This is a genomic window from Acidicapsa borealis (genome assembly GCF_059115245.1).
On sequence record NZ_JCACNY010000001.1, the window covers coordinates 5,739,584 to 5,752,652 of the forward strand.

Genomic DNA, 13,069 nt, shown 5'->3' on the forward strand with positions numbered 1-13,069 from the left:
ACTGCGTCCTATTTTGCACGTCGTCGACAATGGCTGCCGGTATTCTTGTTGGCTACGACTCGCAATGCCATCAATGCTGCCGAGATCATCGTTGCAAGTAGTACTAAGGTACTCGCGTTCGAATTTGAGACGACTATCAAGGGCACTTAACTTACTTTCACTCGTCTGCCCTGGACCTATCCCTAATTCACGATCAGCGTCACCTTTGTGGAAACGACGACTCCGGTAGACGTTGCTGTGACAATGATGGGATAAGTGCCTCGTGGAGTAGCGCTGCCGGAATTGGTGTTGCCGCCGGAGTTGGTGGAGCCGCCAGAGCCCGCGCAGCTGGTGATGCCGCCGATAAGTGCGGCAAGCATGAGTACCTTTCCTGCTCTATGCCATCGGCCTCTGCGCCGGGATAGGATCGGCATTGCAATCAACATGCAGCCGAGTACAACGGTATCTCGCCATTTATTCTGAGAGGCGCGACTGGCTCCACGCGCTGAACCTGTGCCGATACCAAGAACCACGTTACCGACCGCTTTAAGCCCGGTGATTTGTGGGGGACTAAAGAGACAAAGGGCGTTTGCAGGCAGCGAGCCGCAGGCGAAACTTACCTGTCCTACAACGGTTCCCGCGGGAAGGCCGACAGGGGTTACAGCGAAGGTGAAATAACCTGTCTGTCCCGCAACGACAGTTACGGACGAGTTGCCGACGGCGTTGAAGGTAAAGTTAAAGCCGATGCCGGCCAGGGCGAGAGTTACCGGCGATGCGGCGCTGGTGATGACCAGCGATCCAGATAGGCGGCCGGCGTTGGTGGGTTTGAAGGTTACATTCACCGTGCAGCTTGCACCAGCTGTGAGGGATGTTCCGGTGCAGGTGTCATTACTGAGTCCGAAACCGGCGATTGTCCCATTGGCATCGACGGCTAAGGAGAGTCCGGTCAGTGCTGCCGCTGTACCTTGATTCGTCACTGTTACCTGCACCGGAGCAGCTGTCTGCCCCAATCCAGTCGTTCCAAACTGGACCAGCGCGGCCGGCGAAGTAATCGCTCCGGGAGGCAGCGCGCCGGTGCCGGTTAACGCTGCGGTCGCGGTGGTGCCGCCTGTCGCGGAAGAAATCCGGAGCGTGCCAGTCAACACGCCTGCCGACGATGGGTCGAAATTCACGCCAACCGTGCAGCTTGCGCCACCGGCTAAAGTGGATCCGCAGGTGGTCTGGGTGGCATCGACGGCAAAGCCGGTGGTCACGCCGAAAGTCAGGTCAAGGATGCCGGTGCCGCCGGAATTGGTGACGATGACGGTCTGCGTGGTGCTGACCCGGCTGGCCAGCGTGAGGCCGAAAACAAGTTGTGATGGCGCAACGCTGAGGGAAGCTTGAGTAAGTCCGATGCCGCTCAGAGTGGTGCTGACAGGGGCGACGCCGGCGGTGCTGCTGGTTGCGGTCAGAAAGGCAGTGCGGCCTCCGGCGACGATGGGTGCAAAGGTGATGACGGCCGTGCAGCTGGCTCCGGGGGCAAGTGTGGAGGCGCAGGTGGAAGCGGAGAGCGCGTAGTCTCCCGATGCAGAGCCGGAAAGTTGCAGCGCGAGGCCGCTCAGGGTCACTCCGCCGGGATTGGTGATGGTGACCGTCTGCCCGCTGCTCTTCTGCCCGAGCGTTGTTGCGGGGAAATTGATGGAGGTGGGACTGATCTGGAGCGAGGGTCCGGCGATGCCCGTTCCCGTCATGGGCACGGCAACGGCAGCGACGCCCAGGCTGGTACTGGCGACGGTAATCGTCCCGGTTTGGACGCCGGCAGCGGCGGGGGTGAACGTGACTGGAACGCTGCATGTGCCGCCTGCCAAGAGCGCTGGTCCGCAACTGCCCGAGCCCACGCTGAACGGCGTGGCCGAGCTGAACGACAGCCCATTGAGAGTACCGGTTCCGGGATTGCTTACGGCTAGTTGCAACGCGCTGCTATTGGTGCCCACGACGACCGATCCGAAGGACAACTGAAGCGGCTGGACTACCAGTTGCGCCGCGGCGATGCCGGTTCCGGTCAGGCCTACGAGGAACGGGGCAAATCCAGCATTGGTGGAAGTGACGGTGACTGAACCGATGCGCGTGCCGGGCTGGCTGGGGGAGAAAGAGATGGTAAGGGTGCAATTCGCGCCGCTGGCCAGCTGGTTTCCGCATGAGTTGGCGGGCAGGCTGTAGTCGCCGGCGAGCTGGAATTGAAGGCCGGTGAGTGCGGTGGCGCCGGCATTGCTCAGGGTGACGGTTTGCGGTGGGCTGGTCTGGCCGACGGTGACCGATGCGAAGCTGACCACGGCCGGGCTGGCGATAAGAGAGCCTGCGGGGATGCCGCTCCCCGAAAGGCTGACAACGGCGGGCGCCACTCCGGCAGAAGTGGTGCTGACGGTGAGCGTGCCGGTGCGCGTACCGGTTGTTGAGGGGTCGAATAGAACGCCGGATGTGCAGGACGTGGAGGCGGCAAGTGTGCCGGGGCAGGTGTTGGCGGTAAGCGCATAGTCGCCTGTGGCCTTGAGGTTCAGACCGCTCAGCGCTGCCTGACCGGAGTTGGTCACGGTCAACGTCTGCGGCGCGGATGCCGTATTCAGCACGACGCTGCCAAAGGTGATCGCCGTTGGGGTTGGCAAGATGCCGCCGACGGCGACTCCTGTTCCGTCCAGGGGGATGGTTAGCGGCGCGACGCCGAGGTTCGTGACAGAGACGCCGAGCGCGCCGGGCTGGTCGCCCGAGGCTGCGGGCGTGAAGCTGAGAGCGATAGTGCAGAAGGATCCGGCGGCAAGCTTGGTGCCTGCCTTGCAGGTCGAAGTGGAAGTCACCAGAGCATATGGGCCGGTGATTGCAAGGGCAAGGCTGTTGGCTGACTGGCGGCCAATGTTGCTGACGGTCAGGGTCTGCGAGGCGCTGGTGGTGCCGACCGCAGTGGCGGGAAAGCTCAAGTTGAGCGGACTGGCCTGGAGGAGCAGAGTCGCTGTTCCAGTGCCGGAAAGGCTGACGGTCGCCATGGCTGGGACTGCATTCGTCGAGGACGCGGTGAGGGTTGCTGTTTCGGCGCCCACAATGGATGGCGAGAATGTGATCTGCACGCTGCAGGTTGCTGCAGGGGTCAGCGTTCCGCCAGTGAGGCTGCAGGCAGGAATGTCGGTTGGTGCGCTGAGGGCGAAGTCCGCAGCCTGGGCTCCGCTGGCGCCGCCAACAGCGAAGGTGAGTCCGGTCATGGCGATCTGGCCGGTGTTGGTGATCTGTACTGTGAAGGCGGCGCTGGAGTTGCCGACTGCGACCGGACCCAGGTTGAGCGATGTCGGGGCGACGCCGATTGAGGGCGGTGTCAGCCCTGTGCCGCTGAGCGCCGCAGAGACCGGGGCTACGCCGGCGCTGGCAGTCGACACGGTTAGCGTAGCGGATAACGGGCCACTGGCGAGCGGCTGGAAGGTGACCGCGATGGTGCAGGTGGCGGCGGCGGCGACCGTGGCTCCGCAGGTGGTTGCGCCGATGGCGAAGCTGGGCGCTCCGGTGCCGGAAAGGGCGAACGTCGGCTGCAGCAGCGGCGAACCGCCGGTGTTCGTGACCGTGAAGGTCTTGGCTGCGCTGACGATGCCCATTTGCAGGCTCCCGAAGCTCGCCGTGGTCGGAGAGACACCCAGAGCCGGTGGCTTCAGACCGGCTCCGGTGAGCGATACGTTCTGTGCGCGGAGCGCATCGGAGATGGTCAGTGTCGCAGTTTCTAGCCTGACCGCCGAAGGGCGAAAGGTGACTGTGACTCCACAGGAGGAGTTGGCCGGAAGCGTGCCTCCGCAGGTGCTGGTGGCGGAAAAATCCGCTCCGTTGGTGCCGGAGATCGAGGTGCCGATGCCGGTGAGAGGCAGACCGCCAGAGTTAGTCAACTGGACCGTCAACGGCGGTGAGGCTTGTCCTACGACTGTTTGCGCAAAGGTCAGGCTGGTGGTCGAGAGGGTGTCGGTCGGCCCGGCTACTCCTGTGCCGCTGAGCGAGGCAGACTGCGTACCGGCACTGTCCACAATGGTGAAGGTGCCAGTGGCGGCTCCTGCCTGAGTGGGAGTAAAGGCGATGGTATAGGCGCAGGCTGAGCCGCCGGGCAGCGATCCGCCGCAGGTGCTGGTCACTTTGGAGAATGGAGAGGCGACCGTGATGGAGCTGATGGTGAGAAGCGCTCCGCCGGTGTTCTGAACGTTGATGGTCTGCGCGGCTGATGTGGTGGCGAGCTGCTGTGGTCCAAAACTCAGGCTGGCTGGCTGCAGCGTGACGGTAGCGGTGGCCAGGCCGGTGCCTGAGAGCGGCAAGAGGATTTGCCCGCCGGCAACATTGGCATTGAGGATCAATTGGCCGCTGCGGCTGCCGGACTGCGTGGGCGTGAAAACTACCTTTACTGTGCAGGTTGCATTTTTGGCGATCGACGCGCCGACGCAGGTGTCGGTCTCAGAGAAATCGCCGGCAGCGGCCCCTCCGAATGCGATGCTGCTTACGGTCATGGAAGCGACACCTGTGGTCTTGAGCGTGACGGTTTGCGCGACTGAGGCTGTGCCGACGGTCTGGCCGGAAAACGTGAGAGACGTCGGGGCGTAGGAGACGGTGGTGAGCGTGGTACCGGCGGTGGCGAGAGGAATCTGCCAGACTCCGCGACCGTAGGTTCCAGCGGTCAGGGTCTGCGTGGTCGCGCCGGTGGGCGTCTCAACAAGCTGGGTCACCGGAGCCAGCGGTAGCCCGGTTCCATAGGCCGTCCAGCAGACTACGGTGGCGCAACTGGCGACCGTCCTGGTGACATAGACACCGGTATCCGTAGCCACGTAAATCGTACTTGCATCCTGCGCATCGACGAGAACAGCGTTGGCCGGAGCATTCGGCAGGTTGGAGGTGATCGCGGTCCAGTGCGCGCCGCTGTCGGTACTGCGATAGACCGTCTGGCTGGGCTGCGTGGTGTTGGCGAATGTGCTGACCGTGACGTAGACAGTCGCTCCGGTGGCGTCGTGGGGATCGATGTAGATGCTGCTGACATCGTTGCCATAGGCGTTGAAGGCCAGGCCGCTGTTGGTGACGGGCGAAAACGCGAGATCGTTCCAGTTCGCGACGGTGCCGTTGGCGGAGAGGATGCCGAGGAAGACGTGTCCGGCAACGACTCCGCCCCCGTCGTAGGCACCGGCCATGCCGACATAGATTGCCTCGCCGCCGGAGGACAGTTGCAGCGCCGCGATGGAGCGGATGAGTCCGTTGCCGTTGCAGACAGTGCCTCCCGTGCCGTCGAGGATGGGCGATAGGGCGTTGGAAGCCGACCACGCGCTGCCGGTGGCCGGTCCGCGCCAGACCCGGCAGGTGCCGATGAGCATCTGGGTGGGATCGAGCGCGTCAAGGCGGAACTCTGCGGGGTAAGGCATGGAGTAACCGTCGTTGGCTACCTGAGTTTCACCAATCACTGGCGTGGTACCGAAGGCAGATGGGGTACACAGCGTCGCGGAGTTGCAATGGAAGATGGCGACGCCCGCCGCATTGTTGGCGTACCAGCTGTTGAGGTTGCTGGCCTGGGCAACGGCGACTGTGCCCCCTTCGCCGCCGAGGATTTCGTTCCAGTTGGCGGGTGTTGCAGGCGCGTTGACCACACCGGCAAAACCGTTGGCGCCGAGGCCGGTGAGCATGGTTGCCGCGGTGGCTTGGGATTGGCCAAGGCTGACCACCTCAGCAAGGGATCCGAGCGTGGTGTTCAGGTTTTGCCAGTGCGCAGCGTCGGTCGAGGAGCAGACGGGGCCTGTTTCGCCGACCTGGTCCGCCGAGCGCCACAGGCCATTGTCATTGCCTGCCATCAATAGAAGCGGATTGCCCGTGTCCCAAGCCACGGCGTGCTGGTATTCGCCTACCTGTGCTGACTGGCAGGTGGTGGTGTTGGTGGTATTACGCCACACGCAGCTGTTGGCGATGCTGCATTTCCAGAGGTCGTTGGCTCCGGCGAAGAGCAGTGTGTCCTGCCCGGTGCCGAGGCCACCGGGGACCGCGGCCAGGGTCAGGTTGTAATCGCCGTTCTCGATGGTGGCAGCGCCGTTGCTGTCCGCTACTTCAAGCGGAGCGGTGTTGAGCTGAACGCCGAAGTTCAAGGTCGAGTCGGTACACGAAGTTCCGCTTAATCCGCATTGGTCCTGCCAGATGCCTTGGTCCTGATTGAAGACATCAATGGTCCAGGCGAAGGTGTCTCCGGTCTGCGGATTGACGGTGAGCGCACCGCGAAAAATGGGGCAGCCAGCGACGCCGACCGAGCCGGATTCTGTCGGGCAATTCGCGGCGGTGAGAGCGGTGCCGGGCTGGCCGTTGGGATAGTCGGCCATGCGCGTCCAGGTACTGCCGTCGATCGATTGGTAGTAGCCGTGAAAGCGCACAGCCGCGACGAAGACCTGGCGCAACGGATTCCATACGACAGAGGTGGCGGCGTTGCCGTCGGGCAGGGCGAAGGCGTCGTTCGGCCCCTGCACGTCCTGGCCATTGAGATCAGCGATGCGGGACAGGTGCCAAGTGGCGCCGCCGTCCTGCGAATAGTAGAGGCCCTGCATGCTGAGCGCACTCAGCCCGGCGTTGACTAGCGTTCCTTCGTAGGCCTGGCTGACTGCAGCGACGACAAGCTGGGTGTTTCTGGTGCTCCACGCAAAGCCGGCGAAGCCCTCGCCGACAAACGAGTAATCGCGCCTGCTGATGCCGCTTTCGAGGTCGACGGATTGCTCGATGAGCGACCAGGTTTTGCCACCGTCGGTCGAGCGCAGCAGGCCTGCGCCGTAGTAGGAGTCGAGCGCGTCGTTCGGGTCGCCGAGACCGGCAAGGATCACGCCTGTCCCGCCCGGCTGCACCGATACAGCGCCGACGCTCAGACCGGTCTGGGGGGCGTTCGCAAGGGCGGTGAGGTTATCTGTGATGGGCGCGAAGACGACACTGGCCGGGGTGCTGGCCGCTGCATTCTGCGAGGCCCAGAGACCGCCGCCGGTGGTGCCAACATAGAGATGATTGCCAGTCGCATCCGCGGGGTCGAAGGCCAGCGCGGAGACACGACCGGAGACGAGACCGTAGGCAAGGGAATTGACGGCTATGGGACCGGCCGGGGTCCAGGTCGACGAGCCGGTGGCCTGCGGGAGCGCGGCGAGTCTTCGGGGGGCGAATCCATGCCGCTGCGCCAGGAAGCGTCGCGCCGCGCGAACGCGTGCAGGCTCGGCATGGGACCGGTGCGGTACTACCGAAGCGTGCTCCGATGGTTCCGGAGCCGCACCTTGGCCCGCTGCCCCAGCCTGCAGCATCACAAACAGAACCAGCCAGATCGCAGCACTCCATCCTGCTCCGCGCACGTTTCCCCCAGTCGATGGGAGTTACCCCATCTCATGCTTAACGAAGCAGACCTGAGATGACGCGAGGAAACCTGCAAGGCGGAACAAGATTGAGTCGGCGATTCCTGTTTTGAAAAGTGCGCCCATTATAGGCTGGAAGCGGTTTCGTCCGTCCAGAAATCAAGCAACACGGTTGTAGCAGCTCATAGCTCTGGCTAACTTGCCTCTTCGAGGCAGACGGCGAAGAAATCGCCGTCCGGAACCTTCCCTGATTCCATGACCTCGGCGGCCCAACCCAGGAATCCGGTCCTTCGGCGCGAGAGCGATGTGGCCCACATCACTTCCTCTTCGCTCGCCTCTGAAACCAGCTTGCCGCCGAGGACAAAATCCTCGTGCTGGCGGCCGCCAAGCGATTCGGAGACGCGCTCGGCCCACGCGGTTGCCTCTTCATCGCTGGTCTCGTAGTAGCCGCGGCTGATGCCTTCGGCCAGGCAGCGCTGGAAGAAAACCTCGGCCGCCTCACGCCCCATGCGCACCGATTCGAGATCAGCCAGCTCTGTTCCACCGAGCAGCTTATCGACGTCGGGCAAGAGCGTGTAGGCGATAGCGTAGTCGCCCCGCAACTGCTGTCCAACAAGAGGCAGATAGTAATCGATCTGAAGGAGCCAGCGCAGCAGACGCAGCGGTTCCAGCGCCAGGGCGACCTGGTTGATGCGCGCCCAGTCCCAGTGGCCGTCGGGCATCATCATCGCTTCACGATCCACGCGGGCCATGCGGTCCCAGATGCCGGTCGACTTCATCAGCTCCATGTACTTGCGGCGCGAGGTCACCTCCGCGCCCTCGGGCAGCACCTTTTCTTTCAGGAACCCCTCACTGCCGGCACGAGCGACCATACCTGCGTAGAGCACGGCCAGCTCGGCGAAGTACCGCCGTAGATGCAGCTTTTCCGTGTCCGTTAGAACGCGATGTACCGGCTCCGGCTGCGGGGCAATGTGCAGCGGCACCGCGTCCTGCTTTGCCCTGCGGCTGCGCCACCAGAAGATCGGAATGAGAAAGGGAACGATGATCCAGGCGCCGCTGCCGATGAGCCACATGGCGTAGGCGATGACGAGCACGGGGATCAGCGCCAGGAAGAAGATCTGGCGCACATGACGGCGAGCGCGGCGGTCCTTATGGACACGCGTCAGGCTAAGCCACGCCTCCGCCCATGTGGCTTTGCGCAGGAGCATTCGCCAGTAACTTTTCCGGAACAGCAGTAGCAAAAAGTGGTACATGACCTGCGTTCATCTTAGAAGAAGCGCCGCTGTTGGGCTTCCCGCCCGCTGCGGGCTTAATGAACTCTTTGCTTGCCCTGCGGGCCGGACCGCTTAAACTGTCTTCATGCCGATTCTTTATGTCATCCTTCTGGCGATCGTTCAGGGCCTTGCCGAACTGCTCCCGGTTTCAAGCTCCGCGCATGTTGTCGTCGCTGAAAAACTGCTTGGCCTCGACCCCTCCTCGCCCGAGATGACCCTGCTCCTGGTCATGCTGCACACCGGCACGATGTTCGCCGTGATCGTCTATTTCTGGAAGACCTGGAAGGATGCCTACTTCTCCTCCGTTGCGGCATTCAAACGCTTTGCGTGGCTGGTGATCTGGGCAACGATCCTGACTGGAGTGCTGGGCGAAGCAATCAAGAAGGTTATCGAGAAGACTCTGTTCAAAGGTGCGGAAAAGGCGGAGATCGAATCGCTTTTTGGCCGCCTCGACCTGATCGCGCCAGCCCTCGCGGCTGCGGGAGTGCTGATTCTTGTCGCCGGCATCATCGAGCTTCGCCGCCGCCGGCAGATCGGCTACACCATCACCAACTCTGCCTTTGCCGACTCGCTCGGTTCGGGCCTGGTTACCTTCCGCCAGTCGACCATTATGGGCCTTGTTCAGGGGCTGGCGCTGCCCTTCCGTGGGTTCTCGCGCTCGGGTACGACAATCTCCGCCGGCATGCTGGCTGAGGCTCCACGCGAGCGCGCCGAGCGCTTCAGCTTCGCCATGGCTGTGGTGCTGACTCCGGCCGTCGTCGGCCTCGAAGCGCTGCGCCTGGTAAAAGCCGCGCATGAAGCAAAGCTTGCGGGCCACCCGATCGATCTGCACGGCGCCGCTGTCTCCAGCCTGCTGGGGATGGTCTTCTCGTTCCTCGCTGGACTGGTGGCTTTGAAGTGGCTGAGTAGCTGGCTGGAGAGCGGACGCTGGTATCTCTTCGGCATCTACTGCCTGCTGGCGTCTGCAGTCGTCTTCTACCTGCATACGCGCGGCTTCTAGCTTGCCGTCAGCATTCCTAAGCTGAGGGAATCCCAAAAATGAGGCGCTTGCCGCGTGATTTCGTTCAGACGCCGGCCAGACTCCGGCGGCCTATTCTTCCGGCAAAGAACACCCAGCCCGCCCCCAGAAGCGTAATCAGCGCAATGATGCCCAGCGAGGTCACGCAATAGACGCACCAGACGCGCAGCACGTCTTTCTCGATGTGGGTGAGATACAGGGAGAAGCCGAGGCCGCCCACTGCCGCGGCGAGCACCAGCCATTTGCGCCTGGTGAGTGCCAGCGCAAGGATTGCCTCGTAACCGACCATACCGATCGCGGCAACGGGCACACGGTTCATCTCGGCATAAGGGGAGTGGTTCACAATGCCGCAATCCCACTTTTCATTGATGGAGCAGGGTTCTGTTTCATTTGAGCTATGGACGCGCAGCGCCAGGACCGAAACCACCATTCCTGCCACAGCAAGCAACGCAATCAGATATCGCATAGCTGAAATCCTAGCAGCCCCGCTACGCGACCGGGCTGCCCGCCGAAGGTCTCGACTCCGCCACGGGCTGCCTGCCGCTCGACTGGGGGACGTCCGCAAAAGTGGCCGGGGGCAGCAGCATACGGTAGCAGTCCCTGCCGGCGCTCTTGGCCTGGTACAAGGCATCGTCGGCTCGAGCGATCAGGGCAATCACGTCGTCGTCGGGACTTGCCTCGGTGATACCGATGCTGAGAGACAGAGTGCCGACTGGACGGGTCAACGTGCGCTCCTGCACCGCCTGCCGGAGGCGCTCGGCCACTATCACCGCGTTATGCGAAGCCGTCTCTGGCAGAATTACCAGGAATTCGTCGCCCCCGTAGCGGCCGAGAAAATCTACATCGCGGAGCGTCTGGGTCATCATATCGGCCACATTCCGAATCGCTACATCTCCTGCAGCGTGGCCATAGCTGTCGTTGATGCGTTTGAAGTAGTCGATATCGACAAGGGCCACGCAAAGGCGGCTGTGGCTGCGATTGGAACGCCGCAGCTCCAACGCCAGTCTCGACACGATCCCGCGGCGATTGAGTGCGCCTGACAGCGAATCAAGCTCCGACTCCTGCTGGCTGCGAGCGATCAACTCGTGACTGGCCATGACGATAAAACATAGACCAAAGACCGCGATATACAGCACGTTGAGCGCCATCTGGGCAGTCTGAACGGTGTCCCGCTCCATGAAATTTTCAGGTGCTCCGTGCAGAGCGGTTTCAAGAACCCGGTCGAATCCCCAGATGGCCATGATTGCCATGAAGGCGCCCAGGAAGCGCATGCCGGTTCGGTTCACCATGACGTGCCCCGGACCGCCAGAGGTGCGGATCAGCTGCCAGGCCATGGCTGTCCGTATGAAGGCGCAACCCAGCCCCATGGCGATGATGCGCGGGACGATGGTGGATTCAATCTCGCTGTAGTAATAGACGACTCCAACGCATGCCGCAGTTATTACGGCCAGGACACGCATCCTGCTCCGGCCGCCGACAAAGCGTACGACTCCGTCATACATGAGCAGGAAGGAGAGCAGACCCAGCGCATTGGCCACGACTATGGACAGAAATACCGAGACGTGTCCGCGCGCCACCAGAAGCAGTGTGCATGGAATACCAGCTAGAAAGCCGTACGCGACGGAGCGAAGTCCGCGCACGTTGGGGTATGCCCGGCTCATCCAGAGAAAGACGACAGCGAACATGGCTGCAAGCATGCACTGGCATCCCAACAGCGTTCGATTGTCGAACCAGGAGAGTAGTGACATAAGTAACCAGTGAATGCACCCATTTTAACCAGCACAACGAAATTCGCAAGAAAAATCCTGCTGAAAAGGGGCAGGCTGATCGTTTTATCAACGTTATTGGGCTAAGGTTTCTTCCAGATTTAAAAAGCTGTGAGCCACCCTTCGACAGCTGGGTCAGATGTTGGTTACCAAGAGGGTTACTTCACACGGCGCGATAGAGTCCGGGTCGCGTCGTTTCACTCCGCTAGGATAGCTCCATGCGCATTGCCTTCTTCGGCGGCAGTTTTGATCCTCCACACTGGGGTCATGTCGCGGTGGCTCGCGCCGCGCGAGAAACCCTGAATCTGGACAGTGTGCTGTTTGCACCGGTCGGACTGCAGCCACTCAAGCGAGACGGATCCTCGGCCAGCTTTGAAGACCGCGTCGCGATGACTCGCCTGGCGATTGCGGGCGAGAGTGGCTTTGAGATTTCGCTGGAAGACGCGCCGGTTCGAAGCAAGGTTCCCAACTACACTGTCGATACGCTGACCCGCCTGCGCGCTACGATGCCTGCCAGCACTGAGCTCTTCCTGCTGCTCGGCGCGGACGCCTTCCGCTCCCTGCCGGAGTGGCACCGGGTTGCGGAGATTCGCCAACTCGCAAAGCTGATCGTCGCCTCGCGTCCGGGGGAATCGCTGCCGGAGGACGAACAGCGGGGCCTGTACCTCCTGCCCGATGTTCATTACGAGATCAGCGCGACTGAGATCCGGAAGCAGATTCACGGCAACCCGGACAATCTCCCGCCGCTGCTCCCGCCCGCAGTGCTTGCCTACATCCACGAACACGGTCTGTACCGTTAAACGCGAGTCGTTTGCTGAAGCCGCCTGGCAATATTTCCTCTATTCCCTATTCCCTGTTCCCTACTCCCTGCTGTGTCTCACATCCTGCTACCATAATGAGTGGCCCACGGGCCTCAAGGAGAACCACCTCACCAATGCCTAGCCCGACCCCCCACGCTGCCACCCGTCTCCAGTTGCTGGCAGCCGTAGCCGCCTGCGAAGACAAAAAAGGCGAAGATACCCGCATTCTCGAATTGGACCCCGCCGACTCCGGTCTGGCCGATTTCTTTCTGATCACCAGCGCTTCGAACGACCGCCAGGTGGTCGCGATCGCCGATGAGATCGAATACCGACTGAAGAAGGAGTTCGGGCTCTACGCCGTTTCGGTCGAAGGCCGTCGCCAAGGCGAGTGGATCCTGCTCGACTACACAGACATTGTTATCCACGTCTTCCTCGCGGAAAAGCGCGCCTTCTACGATATCGAACGCCTGCGCAAGTCCGCCCGCAATTTGACCGGAGCCCAGGTCGAAGCCGAACTAAAGACGGCACTGGCCGAAAAGACCCGCGCTGTGCGCAAGTCCACCCCTGCGCCAAAAAACGCTGTGAAGAAGGCCGCCAAGAAAGCCGCGCCGGTCAAAGCAGTGGCAAAGAAGGCGGCAGCAAAGGCGATCCCGGCAGCGAAGAAAGCTGCTAAGAAAGCAGTCGCTAAATCGCCAGCCAAGAAGGCTGCCAGACCTGCACCGGCGAAGGCCCCCATCAAGAAAGCTTCGAAAAAGACTACGTCCAAGCCAGCTCCCAAGAAAGCGGCAAAGAAAGCCGTAACGAAAAAATCACCCAAGAAATAGCCCGAGAGCCTTTCTCGTTGAGTTCTTTCACAAAGCATAAGGGGAACCCGAAAGCTCGGGTTCCC

At 62.0% G+C, this 13,069-nt stretch carries 7 protein-coding genes; 3 read left to right on the forward strand and 4 right to left on the reverse strand.

Annotated features, from left to right (window positions below):
* Positions 1–182 precede the first annotated feature (182 nt).
* Together AC5S27_RS23425 and AC5S27_RS23430 are read right to left on the reverse strand one after the other, a co-directional pair.
* Positions 183–7,322, reverse strand: a complete 7,140-nt coding sequence (locus AC5S27_RS23425) for a choice-of-anchor D domain-containing protein (RefSeq protein WP_493936978.1) — start codon at positions 7,320–7,322, stop codon at positions 183–185.
* A gap of 194 nt (positions 7,323–7,516) precedes the next feature.
* On the reverse strand, positions 7,517–8,530 hold the full coding sequence (locus AC5S27_RS23430) for a hypothetical protein (protein ID WP_493936979.1): 1,014 nt from the start codon (positions 8,528–8,530) through the stop codon (positions 7,517–7,519).
* 151 nt (positions 8,531–8,681) lie between these two features.
* On the opposite strand from AC5S27_RS23430, the gene AC5S27_RS23435 reads away from it, so the two are divergent.
* Positions 8,682–9,596 (forward strand): undecaprenyl-diphosphate phosphatase, encoded by a 915-nt coding sequence (locus AC5S27_RS23435; RefSeq protein ID WP_493936980.1) that lies wholly within the window; start codon positions 8,682–8,684, stop codon positions 9,594–9,596.
* A gap of 64 nt (positions 9,597–9,660) precedes the next feature.
* Here the strand turns inward: AC5S27_RS23435 and AC5S27_RS23440 are convergent, their stop codons facing one another.
* Both AC5S27_RS23440 and AC5S27_RS23445 read right to left on the reverse strand, forming a co-directional pair.
* On the reverse strand, positions 9,661–10,080 hold the full coding sequence (locus AC5S27_RS23440) for a vitamin K epoxide reductase family protein (protein ID WP_493936981.1): 420 nt from the start codon (positions 10,078–10,080) through the stop codon (positions 9,661–9,663).
* A 22-nt stretch (positions 10,081–10,102) separates the two neighbouring features.
* Positions 10,103–11,311, reverse strand: coding sequence for a GGDEF domain-containing protein (locus tag AC5S27_RS23445; RefSeq protein ID WP_493936982.1), 1,209 nt, complete (start codon positions 11,309–11,311; stop codon positions 10,103–10,105).
* 287 nt (positions 11,312–11,598) lie between these two features.
* On the opposite strand from AC5S27_RS23445, the gene nadD reads away from it, so the two are divergent.
* On the forward strand, positions 11,599–12,180 hold the full coding sequence (nadD, locus tag AC5S27_RS23450) for a nicotinate (nicotinamide) nucleotide adenylyltransferase (protein WP_493936983.1): 582 nt from the start codon (positions 11,599–11,601) through the stop codon (positions 12,178–12,180).
* A gap of 134 nt (positions 12,181–12,314) precedes the next feature.
* Entirely contained in the window at positions 12,315–13,004 is a 690-nt protein-coding gene (rsfS, locus tag AC5S27_RS23455) for a ribosome silencing factor (protein ID WP_493936984.1), read from the forward strand.
* Positions 13,005–13,069: the final 65 nt, after the last annotated feature.